This is a genomic window from Lentzea sp. CA-135723, from assembly GCF_050936595.1.
In the GTDB taxonomy this organism is placed as follows: Bacteria; Actinomycetota; Actinomycetes; order Mycobacteriales; family Pseudonocardiaceae; genus Lentzea.
This window is the reverse complement of sequence record NZ_JBNJMK010000001.1, coordinates 1,863,810-1,879,262: the sequence shown is the minus strand read 5'-3', so window position 1 is coordinate 1,879,262 and position 15,453 is coordinate 1,863,810. Positions and strand designations below refer to the sequence as shown.

Annotated in this window: 14 protein-coding genes; 9 read left to right on the top strand and 5 right to left on the bottom strand. The window is 71.4% G+C overall.

Annotated elements, in window-relative coordinates; genetic code table 11:
• Window positions 1-17: 17 nt before the first annotated feature.
• The 4 genes from ACQEU1_RS08160 to ACQEU1_RS08145 are packed head-to-tail and all read left to right on the top strand — an operon-like array spanning window position 18 to window position 4,725.
• Window positions 18-1,586, top strand: a complete 1,569-nt coding sequence (locus ACQEU1_RS08160) for a glucoamylase family protein (RefSeq protein WP_433197900.1) — start codon at window positions 18-20, stop codon at window positions 1,584-1,586.
• 20 nt (window positions 1,587-1,606) lie between these two features.
• Window positions 1,607-3,421 carry a glycoside hydrolase family 3 protein gene (locus tag ACQEU1_RS08155; protein ID WP_433197898.1) on the top strand — a complete coding sequence of 605 codons (1,815 nt, stop codon included), beginning with the start codon at window positions 1,607-1,609 and terminating at the stop codon, window positions 3,419-3,421.
• A 23-nt stretch (window positions 3,422-3,444) separates the two neighbouring features.
• Window positions 3,445-3,945 (top strand): methylated-DNA--[protein]-cysteine S-methyltransferase, encoded by a 501-nt coding sequence (locus ACQEU1_RS08150; RefSeq protein WP_433197896.1) that lies wholly within the window; start codon window positions 3,445-3,447, stop codon window positions 3,943-3,945.
• 15 nt (window positions 3,946-3,960) lie between these two features.
• On the top strand, window positions 3,961-4,725 hold the full coding sequence (locus tag ACQEU1_RS08145; protein WP_433197894.1) for an SDR family NAD(P)-dependent oxidoreductase: 765 nt from the start codon (window positions 3,961-3,963) through the stop codon (window positions 4,723-4,725).
• Window position 4,726: 1 nt separating this feature from the next.
• Here ACQEU1_RS08145 and ACQEU1_RS08140 read toward each other — a convergent pair whose 3' ends face one another.
• Window positions 4,727-7,435, bottom strand: a complete 2,709-nt coding sequence (locus ACQEU1_RS08140) for an EAL domain-containing protein (protein ID WP_433197892.1) — start codon at window positions 7,433-7,435, stop codon at window positions 4,727-4,729.
• Window positions 7,436-7,630: 195 nt separating this feature from the next.
• Between ACQEU1_RS08140 and ACQEU1_RS08135 the strand changes: the two genes are divergently transcribed.
• The gene (locus tag ACQEU1_RS08135) at window positions 7,631-8,791 is read left to right on the top strand and encodes a beta-ketoacyl synthase N-terminal-like domain-containing protein (RefSeq protein ID WP_433197890.1); all 1,161 of its coding nucleotides are present in this window, start codon (window positions 7,631-7,633) and stop codon (window positions 8,789-8,791) included.
• Here the strand turns inward: ACQEU1_RS08135 and ACQEU1_RS08130 are convergent, their stop codons facing one another.
• Window positions 8,792-9,577, bottom strand: a complete 786-nt coding sequence (locus ACQEU1_RS08130) for an endonuclease/exonuclease/phosphatase family protein (RefSeq protein ID WP_433197888.1) — start codon at window positions 9,575-9,577, stop codon at window positions 8,792-8,794.
• Between the two features lie 142 nt (window positions 9,578-9,719).
• Between ACQEU1_RS08130 and ACQEU1_RS08125 the strand changes: the two genes are divergently transcribed.
• Together ACQEU1_RS08125 and ACQEU1_RS08120 are read left to right on the top strand one after the other, a co-directional pair.
• Complete coding sequence (locus ACQEU1_RS08125; protein ID WP_433197886.1) at window positions 9,720-9,917, top strand: hypothetical protein; 198 nt, start codon at window positions 9,720-9,722, stop codon at window positions 9,915-9,917.
• A complete protein-coding gene (locus ACQEU1_RS08120) occupies window positions 9,917-11,005 on the top strand; it encodes a YeiH family protein (RefSeq protein ID WP_433197884.1) in 1,089 nt (362 codons plus the stop codon). Before ACQEU1_RS08125 ends, ACQEU1_RS08120 begins: the two co-directional genes overlap by 1 nt.
• Here ACQEU1_RS08120 and ACQEU1_RS08115 read toward each other — a convergent pair.
• A complete protein-coding gene (locus ACQEU1_RS08115) occupies window positions 10,995-11,885 on the bottom strand; it encodes a LysR family transcriptional regulator (protein ID WP_433211386.1) in 891 nt (296 codons plus the stop codon). The genes ACQEU1_RS08120 and ACQEU1_RS08115 overlap by 11 nt on opposite strands.
• Before the next feature lie 82 nt (window positions 11,886-11,967).
• Between ACQEU1_RS08115 and ACQEU1_RS08110 the strand changes: the two genes are divergently transcribed.
• Both ACQEU1_RS08110 and ACQEU1_RS08105 read left to right on the top strand, forming a co-directional pair.
• Window positions 11,968-12,609 (top strand): LysE family translocator, encoded by a 642-nt coding sequence (locus tag ACQEU1_RS08110; RefSeq protein WP_433197882.1) that lies wholly within the window; start codon window positions 11,968-11,970, stop codon window positions 12,607-12,609.
• 34 nt (window positions 12,610-12,643) lie between these two features.
• Window positions 12,644-13,150 (top strand): SMI1/KNR4 family protein, encoded by a 507-nt coding sequence (locus tag ACQEU1_RS08105; protein ID WP_433197880.1) that lies wholly within the window; start codon window positions 12,644-12,646, stop codon window positions 13,148-13,150.
• A gap of 168 nt (window positions 13,151-13,318) precedes the next feature.
• On the opposite strand, the gene ACQEU1_RS08100 is transcribed toward ACQEU1_RS08105, so the two are convergent.
• On the bottom strand, window positions 13,319-13,939 hold the full coding sequence (locus tag ACQEU1_RS08100; protein WP_433197878.1) for an ankyrin repeat domain-containing protein: 621 nt from the start codon (window positions 13,937-13,939) through the stop codon (window positions 13,319-13,321).
• A 14-nt stretch (window positions 13,940-13,953) separates the two neighbouring features.
• Complete coding sequence (locus ACQEU1_RS08095) at window positions 13,954-15,342, bottom strand: carotenoid oxygenase family protein (RefSeq protein WP_433197876.1); 1,389 nt, start codon at window positions 15,340-15,342, stop codon at window positions 13,954-13,956.
• Between the last annotated feature and the right edge of the window lie 111 nt (window positions 15,343-15,453).

The following is a 15,453-nucleotide window of genomic DNA, read 5'->3' as shown; positions in this document are numbered from 1 at the left end:
GTCCAAAGGGGAATCCTGTGACGTTCACCCGCCGAACCCTGCTCATCGGCAGCGCCGTCGCGCTCGCCGTGCCCGCCTCCGCCACCGCCGCGTCCCGGCGCTTCGACCCGGTCAGGGTCCGGGGCTGGGCCAAGGACACCTGGCGCAGTCTTGTCGCCATGACCCCGTCGAACACGGGCCTGCCCGCCGACAACATCCCCGAGTCGCTCGCGGCGGGCGACCGGTCCGGCTACACCTCGCCGACCAACATCGGCGGCTACCTGTGGTCCACGGTCGTGGCCCGCGAGCTCGGGTTCATCGGCAAGGACGAGGCGTCCGCCCGGCTCGTCCGCACTCTGTCCACTCTGGACCGGATGGAGCACCACACCCCGAGCGGCATGTACTACAACTGGTACGACGAGGAGACCGGCGAGGCGTTGCGGGCCTGGCCCGGGACCGGCGCGGTCGTGCACCCGTTCTGCTCCAGCGTCGACAACGGCTGGCTCGGTGCCGCGCTGCTCGTCGTGGCGGGCGCGGACCGCGCGGCGGCGGACCTCGCCCGGCGGATCTTCGCCCGCATGCGCTGGGACGCCTTCTACAACCCCGGTGACGTCGCCGGACACCCGGCCGTGCGTCCCGGCGGGCTGATCCACGGCGGGTTCTTCCCGTTCGACCACGACCGGCCCGGCGGCGTCTACCAGGGCACGCACATCGGCGGCGAGCCCGTGTGGCTCACCAACCACCACTACGACACGACGGTGTCGGAAACGCGGATCACCAGCTACCTCGGCATCATCACCGGGCAGGTCCCGCCGAAGCAGTACTTCGCGATGTGGCGGACGTTCCCGGCGTCGTGCGACTGGTCGTGGCACGAGATGCAGCCGGTGGGGGAGAACCGGACCTACTACGGCATCGAGGTCTTCGAGGGCGCCTACACCTACCGCGGCATGCGGATCGTGCCGGGCTGGGGCGGGTCGATGTTCGAGGAGCTGATGCCGGACGTGTTCGTGCCCGAGGCGACGTGGGCGCCGAGGTCGTGGGGCCGCAACCACCGGCTGCACGTCCGCGCGCAACGTGAACACGGGCTGCTGGAAGCGAAGTACGGCTACTGGGGCTTCAGCCCGTCCAGCAACCCCGCCGGCGGCTACCGCGAGTACGGCGTCGACGCGCTCGGCATGGGCCCCGGCAACGAACCGGGCAACGGCGCCAACGGCTACTTCTCCGACCAGGAGATGACGAACTACGACGTCGGCTTCGGCACCTGCCGTCCCGCCACCGCACCTACCCCGGCGTACGGCGACGGCGTGGTCACCCCGCACGCCGCGTTCCTCGCGATGATGCACGAACGCGACGAGGCCTTCGCGAACCTCGCGCGCGTCCAGGACGACCTGCGCGCGTACGGCCGCGGCGGCTTCTTCGACGCGGCCGCCGTGAAGTCGGGCACGATCGCGCGCCGCTACCTCTCCCTGGACCAGGCGATGGTCATGGGGGCGATCGGGAACGTGCTGTGCCGGGACGTGATCCGCAGGGCGTTCAGCACACCGGCCGTCGAACGCGCGTTGCGTCCGGTGATCGGGGTCGAGGAGTTCGGCGCGAGCCGAGTCTGATTTTCACAGGAGGTAAGGACATGCGGCCCGTGCGGCTGATCTCCGAGGACGGCGTCGAGTACCGCGACCTCAACGGCAACGGCGTGATGGACCCCTTCGAGGACCCGCGCCTGCCGGTGGCCGACCGGGTCGCCGACCTGCTGGGGCGCCTCTCGCTGGAGGAGAAGGCAGGCCTGCTGTTCCACACCGTCATCGAGGCGGGCGCGGACGGCACGGTGAAGGAGGCGCCCGGCGACATCTCGAAGTCGCCGACCAGCGTCGTCGTGACGCAGAAGCACCTGAGCCACTTCAACGTGCACGCGTTGCACGACGCGCGGATGGCGGCGCGCTGGTACAACAACCTCCAGCGGATCGCCGAGAACACCCCGCACGGGATCCCGGTGACGATCTCCACCGACCCGCGGCACGCGTTCCTCGAGAACGCCGGGGTGTCGTTCAGCGCCAAGGCCTTCTCCCAGTGGCCGGAGTCGCTGGGCCTGGCGGCGTTGCGCGACCCTGCCCTGGTGGAGCGGTTCGCGGACATCGCCCGCCAGGAGTACGTGGCGGCGGGCATCCGCTGCGCCCTGCACCCGGCGATCGACCTCGCCACCGAACCGCGCTGGGCCCGGCAGGCGGGCACGTTCGGCCAGGACTCCGCGCTGACGGCCGAACTGGCCGTGGCGTACGTGCGGGGGTTCCAGGGGCCGTCGCTCGGGCCGGAGTCGGTGGCCTGCACCAGCAAGCACTTCCCCGGCGGCGGCCCGCAGAAGGACGGCGAGGACGCGCACTTCCCGTACGGCCGCGAGCAGGTGTACCCCGGTGGCCGCTTCGACGACCACATGGCGCCGTTCAAGGCGGTGATCGACGCCGGGACCGCGGCCGTGATGCCGTACTACGGGATGCCCATCGGTCTTGAGGTCGGCGGCGAACCCATCGAAGAGGTCGGCTTCGGCTACAACCGGCAGGTCGTCACCGGCATGCTGCGCGAGGGCCTCGGGTTCGACGGCGTGGTGCTGACCGACTGGGAACTCGTCATGGACAACCACGTCGGCGACAAGGTCCTGCCCGCGCGGGCGTGGGGCGTCGAGCACCTGGACGCGTTGGGGCGCATGGAACTCATCCTCGCGGCGGGCGCCGACCAGTTTGGTGGCGAGGAGTGCGTGGACGTCCTGCTGGAACTGGTCGCGCAGGGTCGCGTGACCGAGGAGCGGATCGACGAGTCGGCGCGCCGGCTGCTGGCCGTGAAGTTCCGGCTGGGGCTGTTCGACGACCCGTTCGTGGACGAGGACCTCGCCGCGGAGATCGTGGGACGGCAGGACTTCCGCGACGAGGGGCACGCGGCGCAGGCCCGTTCGGTGACCGTCCTGCAGAAGGGCGAGCTGCCGCTGCGGCCGGGGTTGAAGCTGTACGTGGAGAACTTCTCGCCCGAGGTGGCGGGACGGCTCGGTGTCGTGGTCGCGACGCCGGAGGAGGCGGATCTCGCGCTGGTGCGGCTGATGGCGCCGTTCGACCCGCGCGCCGACCTGTTCCTGGAGTCGTGGTTCCACCAGGGTTCGCTGGAGTTCCAGCCAGGGCTCGCGTCACGGCTGGCGCGGATCGCGGCGGTCTGCCCGCTGGTGGTGGACGTGACGCTGGACCGTCCCGCGGTGCTGACCCCGTTGCTGCCCATCGCCTCGACCGTGGTGGTCAGCTACGGGTCGACGGACGAGGCGCTGGCCGACGCGTTGTCCGGGGCCATCCCACCGGCCGGGCGGTTGCCGTTCGACCTGCCGCGCTCGATGGAGCAGGTCCGGCGGCACCACGAGGACGTCGCCGGGTACGACGACCCGCTCTTCCCGTTCGGCCACGGCCTGTAGGGGCTGCCGGGCAGGGGAGGACAATGGCCGGTGTGCACCACTGCGTCATTCCCTCCCCGGTCGGGCCGCTGACCCTCGTCGGCGACGGCACCGCGTTGATCGGGCTCTACTTCGACGGCCACCTGCGCACCCCGCGCCTCGACTTCGGTCAGGAGTCGGACGCCGGGTTCGAGGACGTGCGGCGCCAGCTGGACGAGTACTTCGGCGGTGACCGCAGGCGGTTCGACCTGGAGCTCGCGCCGCGCGGCTCGGCGTTCGAGCAGAGCGTGTGGAAGCTGCTGGTCGAGATCCCGTACGGCGAGACGCGGACGTACGGGCAGCTGGCCGCCGAGCTCGGCGACCCGGCGGCGGCGCAGGCGGTCGGGAACGCCAACGGGTGGAACCCGATCAGCATCATCGTGCCGTGCCACCGGGTGGTCGGGTCGAAGGGGACGCTCACCGGGTACGCGGGCGGGCTCCAGCGCAAGCGGTACCTGCTGGAACTGGAGGAACCGCCCGCCGAGGAGGACGGCCGCCTCTTCTGACGTACGGTTCGAGGAATGTCGAACAGGGCAGTGCTGGTGACGGGTGCGTCACGGGGAATCGGCCGGGCCACCGCGCAGGCGTTCGCCGAGCTCGGAGACCGGGTCGCGGTGCACTACAGCAGCCGGCGCGACGACGCCGAGGAGACGGTTGCGTTGCTGAAGGGCGACGGACACGTCCTGATCGGCGGCGACCTCGGTGATCCCGAGGCGGCCAGGACACTCGTCGCGGAGGCCGTCGACCGGCTCGGCGCGGTGGACGTGCTCGTCAACAACGCCGCCGTCGCGCCCACAGCCGGCAACCGGCACCGCGTCGGCGAGGCGGAGTGGGACGAGTGGACCGGCGCGTGGGAGCGGATGTTCGCCGTCAACCTGCACGGCGCCGTCAACGTCACCTGGGCCGTGGCGCGGCACCTGGTCGAACGGGGTGCGCCCGGCGCGGTCGTGAACGTCGGCTCGCGCGGTGCGTTCCGGGGTGAGGCCGACCATCCGGCGTACGCGGCGAGCAAGGCGGCGCTGCACGCGTTCGGGCAGTCGGCCGCGATCACGCTCGCGCCGCACGGGATCTCGGTGACGTCGGTGGCGCCGGGGTTCGTCGCCACCGAACGCCAGGCGGCCAAGCTCAGCGGTGCGGAAGGCGACCTGGTGCGCGAGCAGAGCCCGTTCGGCAGGGTCGGCACGCCGGAGGAGGTCGCGGCCGCGATCGTCTACCTGGCCTCGCCTCGGGCCCAGTGGTCGTCCGGCGCGGTGCTCGACCTCAACGGGGCGTCCTACCTGCGCTGACTCACAGCTCGGCGATCGGCACCGGCCGGCCCAGGTAGAAGCCCTGCGCCAGGTCGCAGCCGAGGCCGCGCAGGATCTCCAGCTGCTCAGGCTGCTCCACGCCCTCGGCCACCACCGTCATGTCGACCGCGTGCGCCATGGCGATGATGCTCGTGACGATCGCCTCCGCCTCGCCGGACCGGCCGAGCCCGATCGTGAACGAGCGGTCGATCTTGAGCGTGTCCAGCGGCAGCGTCAGCAGCTGGGCGAGCGACGAGTAGCCCGTGCCGAAGTCGTCGATCGCGAGCCGGACGCCCAGCTCGCGCAACGCCGCCAGCGTGCGGGAGGCCAGCGCCGGGTCGCGGGTGAGAGCGCTCTCGGTGATCTCCAGGCACAGCGAGCTGGGCGGCAGGCCAGCCTTGTGGGTGGCGTTGCGGACCGCGGAGACGAGCCACGGGTCGTCGAGCTGACGGGCCGAGAGGTTCACCGTCAGCTGGAGCTCGGGGGCCTGCTCGGCGATCTCGCGGGTGGCGGTGTGCAGCATGTGCGCGCCGATGATGTTGATCAGGTCGCTCTCCTCGGCGAGCGCGATGAACTCCGTCGGCGTGATCAGGCCGTAACGGGGGTGCGTCCAGCGCAGCAGGCCCTCGACGGCGGTGCGCTCGTTCGTCCGCAGGTCGACGATCGGCTGGTAGGCGACCCACAGCTCGTGGCTGATCGGGGCCATCCGGAGGTCCTGCTCGAGCTGCAGGCGCCGCTGGATGCGTTCGCGGAGCTCGACGTCGAAGAACGCCGTGCGGCCGCGGCCCCGCGTTTTGGCGTGGTACATGGCGAGGTCGGCGTCGCGGAGCAGGTCGGCGCCGTCGCGGCGGTCGCCCGGCTCGGCGATCACGATGCCGACGCTCGCGTCCACGTGCAGCTGCCTGCCCGCGACGGTGATCGGGCGGTTGAGCTCTGACCGGACGTGGTCGGCGAGCGCCGCGCCCTCCTCGGGGCCGCTCAGGCCGTACGCGATCACGGTGAACTCGTCGCCGCCGAGCCTGCCGATGACGTCGCCGCGCCGCGAGCTGCGGCCGAGGCGGGTGCCGACGACGCGGAGCACCTCGTCGCCGACGCTGTGGCCGAGCGAGTCGTTGATGACCTTGAACTTGTCCAGGTCGATGAACAGCACGGTGGTGGGGCCGGACCGGTGCGCCCGCGCGGCCGGGCTGAGGCGGTTGATGATGACCGTGCGGTTGTACAGGCCGGTCAACGAGTCGTGCGTCGCCTCGTGCTCCAGCTGGCTGTCGATCATGCGGCGTTCGGTGATGTCGGTGAACGACACGACCGTCGCGGACGGCACCTCGCCGTCGGGGGACAGGGCGCGGGCGCTCAGGGACAGCCACACGTGCGTGCCGTCCGGGCGCAACGACCGCAGGATCCGGCCGTGCTGCGCCTTGCCGTTGGCGCGGGTGTTCGCGGACGGGTAGTCGCTGTGCGGGACCGGCTGGCCGGACTCGTCGTGCAGTTCGGCGAGCGACGCGGGCTTGCCGATCACCTCGTGCGCGCTGACGCCGAGGATCCGTTCGGCGGCGGGGTTGACCGACTCGACGAGGCCGGTGGGGCCGACGACGAGCACGCCCTCCTCGATGGCGGCGACGACGGCGGTGAAGTGGTGCTCGGCCCGGCGGCGCGCGGTCTCGTCCGCGCAGATCAGCACGTACCCGTCGTCCATCCTGGCGACCGACACCCTGACCGCGAGCGTCGCTCCGTCGCAGCGGCGGTGCACGGCGTGGACGACGCCGCCCGCCTGCAACACCGCCACGGGGTTCAGCGGCGCACCCACGACCTGGCCGATGGGCTGGCCGATCGCGTCGGCCGCGCTGTGCCCGTAGACGGTCTCCGCGCTGGGGTTCCAGCTCGTCACGACACCGTCCGAGGTGGTCGCGATCAACGCGTCGCTGACGTGCGCGGCGAGGGCGGCCTGGTAGCGCAACGCCGCCGCGGCCGCCTTCTGCTCGGTGACGTCCCGCATGATCACCTGGAACGCGGGCCTGCCCTCCCAGGTGGTGCGCACCGACACCGACTCGACGTCCGTGGTGCCGCCGTCGAACCGGACCAGCACGGCGTCGGCGGGGTCGCTCGCCGCGCCCGGCTCGGTCAGCTTCGCGATGCGCTGCAGCATGTCGCGCTGCGAGTCGGGGTGGACGAAGTCGGTGATCGCCCTGCCCAGCAGGTCCGCCTCGGACTTGGCCCGCACGTACTGCACCGCCGCCGGGTTCGCGTACACCAGCAGACCGGCCTCGTGCACCACGATCGCCTCGGGCGCGAGGTCGACCAGCAGCCGGTACCGGTCCGCGAGGTCGGCCAGCTCCTGCTGCTGGGTGTGCCGGCGCGTCACGTCGGCCACGACCCCGACCAGCGCCCGCGCGGAGTCGTGCGTCGAGACGCGGGCGCGGAACTGGAGCCAGCGCGTGCCGGTCGGGGTGGTCAGCGGTTGTTCGAGCTCGAAGTCCTGCCACGCCGCCGCGGCCCTGGTGGCGACGGTCAGCGGCGCCACCAGCTCGGCCAGCCGGGCCCGCACGGTGCCGGAGTCCGCGCCGGGAACGCCGATGACCACGTCGAGACCGGGCGCCCAGCCGAGCCGGTCCGTGCTCAGGTCCAGCCACCACACCACGGCGGCGCCGACCGAGAGCGCGAGGTCGACCAGCAGCTCGTGGTCGAACTCGGCGTCACCGATCAGGTCGCTCACGTCTTGGCTCCCAGATCACCCGTGTGGCTTCGGCAGGTGTGCCGTTATATCCGGTCGAAGGTACCGGGTCGTGACCAGGGTCCGTCCCTTCCAGGTCCATTGTGGACGGGGGTGGTGTTCGCTGGGAGCCCTTTCGCGCAGTTATCCTTGCAGGCAGTCGAGTCGTCGGCCCTCGGTGTGGGGGAGCTGGAAGCTATGGTCGCTCGGGGTGTCGGTATCTGCGGAATCGGCGTGGTCAGCGCGTACGGGTGGGACCGCCCGTCGCTCTGGGAGGGGCTGATGAGCGGCAAGCCCGCCGCGTCCATAGTCCCTGAGCTGGGCCGATTCCCCGGTGACACCGTCTGGGCCGCCTACGTCGGCGAGGGCGGCGACCCGGTGGACGGTCCCAGCAGGTTCGCGCGGGCGATGCGCGCGGCCGCCAGGGAGGCCATCGAGGACGCGGGCACGCGCGGCTGGCGTCCCGGTCGCCGGGTAGGCCTGATGCACGCGGTGGTGCTGGGCGAAGTGGACCTGTGGCGCGACTTCTACGTCACGCGCGGTGGCAAACTGCCCGTCCACGACTACCTTGCGTTGATGCCGTCGACGCCCATGTCGACGTTCATGCAGGAATACGGTTTCCACGGGCCCGCGATGAACGTCTCGGCGATGTGCGCGTCGGGCAACGCCGGTCTGATCACCGCGAAGGCCTGGCTGGACGCCGGCATCGTCGACGACGTGGTGTTCGTCGCCACCGACCTGTCGCTGACGCCGGAGAACGTGTCCCACTTCGTCCGCCTCGGAGTGGCCGTCGTGGACGCCGAACCGCTCGACGCGTGCCGCCCGTTCCAGGAGGGCAGCCGGGGCTTCGTGATGGGTGAGGCGTCCGTCGCGTTCGTCCTGTCGAGGCACGCCACGAACCCGTACGCCCTCACGCTCGGTGGCGCGATGTCGCACGACGCGTACCACGTGACGTCGATCGACCCGGCGCTCGACCAGATCACCACCTGCTTCGCCGACGCCCTGGACAACGCGTCGGTCAGCGCAGCGGACATCCGCTACCTCAACGCGCACGGCCCCGGCACCGCCCAGTGCGACACCGCCGAGGCCGCCGTCCTGGAGCAGCTGTTCGGTCCGGAGACCGGGATCTACTCCGTGAAGCCGCTGACCGGCCACTGCCAGGGCGCCGCGTCCGCGATCGAGGTCGCCGTGGCCGCGATGGGCTACGACAGCGGCGTGATCCCGGCACCACCGATCGTCGCGCCGGGACACCCTCGCCTGCTCAACGGCTCCACGCCGGTGCGCGATGGCCTGACGATCAAGTCGTCGCTCGGCATGGGCGGGCACAACTCCGCCGTCGTGCTGGCACCGCCCGCCTGATCACGGCTTGGTGAGCCTCACCAGCCAGCCGTCGTGGTCCGTGTAGCGCAGGCCGTACTTCTGCGTGCTGACGAACGCGTTGTCGTTGGAGAACACGACGTGCTGCACGCTGCCGTCGCCCTTGCGGACGTGTCCCGGCGGGACGCAGTTCTGCGCGTTCTCCGGATCGGACGTGTCGTACTCCAGGTTGAAGTCGCCGCCGACGACCGTCTTGCCGGTCAGGCCGACCGAGGACCGGATGCCGGGGACCACGTCGAACAGCAGCGACCGGCACTGGGCCAGCGCGACCGGTTCGCTGCTCGCCGACAGGTGCGTCGCACACGCGAGATGGTCACCCACGGCGTATGCGCACGCATAGGTGCGTTGCTCGTTGCCCGTGTCCTGCGTCGCGTACTTCCCGGTCCACGTCGTCACGCCCCGGTAGGCGGTGGCGGAGACCCGGCCGAGCACCGCGTTGCCGTAGTCCTGGCCGTTGGCGCACTTGACCGGCGTGCCGGTGTCGCGCCGGAGCGCGGGGGAGAAGAAGTGGTAGATCCGGTCGCCCGGCCAGGCGTCGGACAACGCCGGCGCGAGCTGCCCCGGCACGTCACCGGAGCAGATCTCGTTGAGCGTCACGAGGTTCGGGCGCACCTGGCGGATCAGCCCGGCGGCCTCGGGGACCGACTTGCCTCCCTCGTAGCAGCCGGCGATCCCGCTGTTGCACAGGTTGAGCTGCAACGTCCAGAACCTCTCCGCGGCGCTCGCGCCCGGTGCCGTGAGCAGGCTCGCCAGCACCGCCAAGATCATTGCTGTACCAACTCGACGCATTGCTTCCCCTCTGTGTCGTCGTGTGTGCGCTGTTGCCATATCGCGTGACGACGTCGGAGGAGGAGGTATTGCACGAGAACGCAGTGCACCTCGCAATCGGAGTAGTGGGGCCGGTTCCACGATGCGGGAGCCCTTGCCCGGCCCGCCGGTCGGCTCGGACGATGACGCACGAGCTGAGGAGGCCGGGGTGGAGACGGACGAGGGCGTGCGCCGCGAGCGCAGGCTGGCGTGGAACGAGGACTGGGCCGCGACGATCGTCGGGCTGGTGCTGCTGGCACTCGTGCTGACGCAGTTCGTCCCGGGCTGGCTGGTGCCGTGATGACGGAAGTCCAGGCACGGCAACGGTCCCAGGTCTGGTGGGCGGTCGGCGGCGTCGCCGTGGTGGTGGTGCTCGGTGCGCTCACCCGGTACCTGGAGCAGAACGTGCCGGTGTTCACCAAGGGCACCTGGCTCGGCGACATCGCGAAGAGCATCGAGTACCCGGTCTACGCGATCGTGCTCGGGTTGCTCGGCAACGCCGTGCTGACCGGTCTCGGATTCCGGGACAGGCTCGCTGCCGGGTTCCGCACCGAGTTCTTCATCAAGACCGGGCTGGTGCTGCTCGGCGCGTCGATCAACTTCGCGGTGATCGTCAAGGCCGCCGGGCCCGCGATCGCCCAGGCGTTCCTGCTGATCACCCTGGTGTTCGGGTTCACCTGGTGGCTGGGCGGCAAGCTCGGCCTGGAACCGAAGCTGCGGGCGTTGCTGTCCTCGGCGGTGTCGATCTGCGGGGTCAGCGCGGCGATCGCGGCGGCCGGCGCGGTGCAGGCCCGGCGGGAGCAACTCGCCTACACCGCCAGCCTGGTCATCATCTTCGCGCTGCCGTCGATCTTCGTGCTGCCGCTGCTGGTCGACGTGTTCGGGCTGCCGACGGCGGTGGCGGGCGCGTGGATCGGCGGCAACATCGACACGACCGCGGCGGTGAGCGCGGCGGGCGCGCTGGTGGGCGAGGAAGCCCTGCAGATCGCGACGATCGTCAAGACGACGCAGAACGCGTTGCTCGGAGTGGTCGCGGTGGCGCTCACGGCCTACTTCGCGTTGAAGGTCGAGAAGACCGGTGAGGCGAAGGTCAGCGGGCGGGCGTTGTGGGAGCGCTTCCCCAAGTTCGTGCTCGGCTTCCTGGTCGCGTCCGTCGTGGCGACGGTGTTCCTGGAGTCCGGTGGCGACAAGGCGGTGATCACGACGGTCAACGACCTGCGGACGTTGTTCCTGATCCTCGCGTTCGTCTCCATCGGACTGGAGTTCCGGGTGGCGCCGCTGCGGGAGGCGGGCTGGCGGCCGATCGGCGTGTTCGCCGGCGCGACCGTGTTCAACCTGCTGGTGGGGCTCGGGTTGGCGAGCCTGCTGTTCGCGAACTTCAGCGGCTGATCTCGCGGCGCAGCGCGGCGATCATCGTGCGGACGGGCGCGGTCCGCTCGACGGCGGGCCTCGTCACGGCGAGGACGTGCCGCACCGGCTGGTCGCGCGGGGACAACCGGCGGACGACGACCCCGGTGTGCTGCACTCCCAGCGCCAGCACGGGAATCAGCGCGAGTCCGAGCCCGGCCGCGACGAACCCCTGCGCCGGCCAGTACTCGTCGGCCTCGACCTCGCGGCGGGGCGTGAACCCGGCCGCGTGGAAGGCGGCGTTGGTCGCGGCGTGGCAGCAGCCGATCTCGCTGCGGATGTCGATCCACGGCTCGTCCGCGGCGTCGGCGAGCGACACGACCCGGCGCCGCGCCAGGCGATGGCCCTTCGGCAGGACGATCCGGAACGGGTCGGTGAGCAGCGGGAGGTAGCTCAACGCGCTGGTGTTCTCCGGGTGGTCGTGCGTCTCGATGACGACCAGGTCGAGCATGCCGGCGCGGAGCAGGTCGAGGGCGTCGTCGTGCTCGGCGATCCGCAGCGTGACGTCGAGGCCGGGCAACCGCGCGCGGGTCGTGGCGAGCGCGGGCGGGATCAGTTCGGAGCCGGCCGTCGCGAACGAGGCCAGCCGCAGCACGCCCATCTCCCCGGCCGTGAGCGCGGCCAGCGCGGCCTCGGTCTCGGCCATGCGCGCCAGCAGGTCCGCGGCCCGTTCGGCCAGCAGCAGGCCCGCCGCCGTGGGGCGGACACCGCGTCCCGACGGTTCCAGCAGGACCGTCGACGTCTGCCGTTCCAACGCGCTGACGTGCTGGCTGATCGTCGACGGCGTGTAGCCGAGCGCCTGGGCGGCGGCCCGCACCGACCCGTGTTGCACGACGGCGTGCAGTGCCTGAAGGCGGCGCATGTCCAGCACGCCGTAACTGTACGGTGATGCCGAACGGTCCGGTGGAAATCATCGCTTGTAGCTGGTGGTCCGGTGGGGTTGCGTGAACGCCGTGCCCACCCAGCAGACCCTCCTCGCGTTCGCCGTCGTCTCCGCGCTGATCATGGTGAGTCCCGGCCCCTCCAACGTGTTCGTGCTCGCGCACGGCATCGGCCACGGCCGCCGGGCGGCGCTCGCCGCCGTCGCCGGCATCTCCATGGCGTCGGCGATCCGGGTGCTGCTCGCGGCTGTCGGGTTGTCGGCGCTGCTGGCGTCGTCGGCCGTGGTGTTCGAGGTGATCCGCTGGGCAGGCGTCGCGTATCTGGCGTACCTGGGTGTGCAAGCGTGGCGCGCGCGGTGGCGGGAAGCGCCGGAAGCCGAGCTCGCCCCGGTCGCGCGGTCGGTCGGCCGGGGACTCCTGGTCGGGCTGGGCAACCCGAAGACGCTGATCTTCTTCCTCGCGTTCATCCCGCAGTTCGTGCACGCCGGGCAGGGACCGGAGGCGCGGCAGATCCTGGTGCTGGGCACCGTGTTCTGGGTGATCGGCGTGGTCTGGGACGTGGCGCTGGCCTGCGCGTCCGGCACGATCGGCGGCTGGCTGCGGGCGAGACCCCGGCTGCACGCCGTGCAGCCGCGCGTCGAGGGGCTCGCGTACCTCGGTCTCGCGGTGTGGGCGGCGGTGACCGGAACCCGGGCGATCCGGTAGCCGCGGGACGCCGCCGGACGCGAAGATGACCATCGTGACCGATCAACCAGCCGCCCTCCTGCACGAGTGGTTGCGCGTCCACGCGCCCGTCACCTTCGAGACCCTCACAGCCCGGCCGGATGCCCAGGGCATCTGGATGTTGTCCGGCCTGCGCGACCTCATCCCGCCGATGTGGGAACCGATGACACCCGAGTCCTCCGCCGAGCAACGCGCCTGGCTCGTCGAGCTGGGCGAGCGTTCCCCGCACCCGGAGGACCCCGACGGACCGGCGGGTACACCGTCGGCAGGCTTCCGCCGTCCGTTCGTGCCGATCGCGTCGAACGGCTCCGGCGACGTCCTCTACGTCGACGAACGACCGGGCCCGGAGTCGGGCTGCGTGTGCCAGTGGTGGCACGACGACTACCTGTGGGCGAAGCTCTGGCCCGGCGTCGACGCGATGATCACCGACGTGCTGCGCGCGTTGGAGACGGGCGGCGTGGTGCTGGAGAAGTACCGGGCGCAGGTGCTCGACGGCGAGGTCGACTGGCAGCACCTCGGTTAGGAACCGCGTTGCCCCCGCCCGGCACGAGTCGGGCGGCGCGGCAAGCGGCGTGACCCTCGCGAGGGTGGTGGTGCCGCCAGCGGCATGGCCTCACGGTTGTTCGAGGCGTGGGGCGGTGCCGCGAAGCGCCCCGCTGAGCGTGGGCCACCTCGCCGGGGTTGCGCGCCGCTAGCGCTCCCAGGGCGGCACCCAGCCGACGTCCGCGCCCGCTGCCGCGACCAGCTCCGCGCACTCCACCTGCCCGCCCTGACCCGCGCCCCAGTACGCGACGTTCAGCTCGTCCTGGGTCGCGGCGCCGAGCAGGTTCTCCACCCGGTCGCGCAGCCCGAGCGTCGCGGCGTCGGCGAGCGTGACCGCCGCGCCGCGTTCGACCAGCCGGTGCGCCGCCGCCCACTGCGCGAACGCCCGCGCGTCGGCCAGGGCGGTGCCGCCGCCGATGACCGCTCCGTCCGCGTCGATGTCCGCGCCGGCGTCGAGCAACGCGTCGAGCACCTCGACGTCATCGGCGCTGGCGGCCCAATGCAACGGCGTCTCCCGGTGCGGTCCCTCGAACCGTGCGTTCACATCGGCGCCTGCCGCCACAAGCACCGCCACGGCCCGTGCGCCGTTGGGACGCCGTGCGGGCCAGTCCGTCAGCACGTGCAGCAGGCTCCGTGCGTGCCCGTGGTCGTCGACGATCCGTGTGGTCGCCAGGCCGGGGTGGTCCGCGAGCAGCTGTTGCAGCGCGGGGACGTCACCCGTGCGCAAGGCGGTGACCACCGCGACGGCCAGTGGATCGTCGTGTCGCATGGTCGGGTCCTTCGCTAGGCCTCGTCGGCGATCCACGCACCGTGGAAACCGGACGGCACGCGCCGGGGGAGTCGCACGGAGGCTACCGGCCCGGCCGTCACGTCGGAGGCGTCGAGCACGAGCAGTTCGGCGGTGTTGGCGCGTTCGTTGCTGACGATGGAGAGCAGCCAGCCGCTGTCCTCGCCGGTGTCGTCGGCGGCGGGCACGAACTCCGCCTCGCCGGGGATCCAGTCGTCGGCCAGCGCGTGGGCGTGGCGCTCGCCGGTGGTGGTGTCGTACTTGACGATCGAAGGGCGGCGCACGGTGTCGAGCAGCAACGGCGTGCTGACGGCGTAGACGTAGCGGTGGCCCACACCGGTGTGCGCGTCGTTGACGGTCGGGAACTCGACGGGCAGGTCGTCGACCGGTGCCTCGGCCACGGTGCCGGTGGCCGGGTCGAGGGTCCAGCGGTAGAGGTTGCCGCCGAGGGTCGGGGTGTTCGACAGGGCGGTCGAGAGGTCCGCGTGGCCGCCGAGGCCGGCCCAGATGGTGTTGAAGCCGGCCCCGTCGTACGCCACGGCGTCCACCACCACACGGCCGTGCGCGTCCTCGAACGCGTTGCCGACGTGGAAGGCGTAACCGGGCCGCACGTCGAACCACCGGACGTCCGCGCTCGTGCCGTAGCGCGGCATCACGCCGATGCGCGGGCGGTGCTGGTCGCTCCACCGGAACGGCAGACCTGGCGTGCGGACGAGGTCGAAGTCGAACACCACGGGCAGGTCGAGCCACACGACGTGATGCTCGGTGATCGCGAAGTCGTGCATCATCGTCGCCGCCGGGACCTCGATGTCCGCGCTGTGCACGATCTCGCTGTCCGCCGTGGCCACGTGGTAGGTCACGAACGGCGGCCGCATGCCGTAGCCGAAGAAGTGCAGCTCACCGGTGACGGGGTCGGCCTTCGGGTGCGCGGTCATGGCGGTTTTGAGCCGGCCGCCGAAGTCGAACGGGCCGACGGTCGTGAGGTCCGGCGCGATCTCGGTCGGGAAGCCGTTCTCCACCAACGACAGGATGCGCCCGTTGTGGTGCAGCACGCTGGTGTTGGAGGAGTTGTTGCGCATGACCCCGTGCGGGCCGAACGGGTCGGTCCTGTCGGGGAACACGCCGTCCAGCATCGGCGTGCGCACCCAGCGGTTGCGGTACCAGCCGGCTCGGCCGTTCTCGAGGCGGATGCCGTGCAGCATGCCCTGGCCCATGAAGTTGTGGGCGGGGTACGTGCCGGGCAACGGGTTGGCGCCGTTGCGGAAGTAGCGGCCGGTGAGCTCCGGCGGCAGCGAGCCGGTCACCTCCAGTTCGACGGCCTCGACCTCGTCCGGCACGGGTGCCATGAACCCGTCGAAATACGCGGGCCTGTCCACGGTGGTCATCGTTCGTTCTCCTCGTTCGCGGAGTTTCCGCTTCCAGCATGCACCATCGCTAAACGGGTGCATAGTGAGGCTGGTCACGCGGTGATCCGCGGTATTCCGGAATGGGTACGA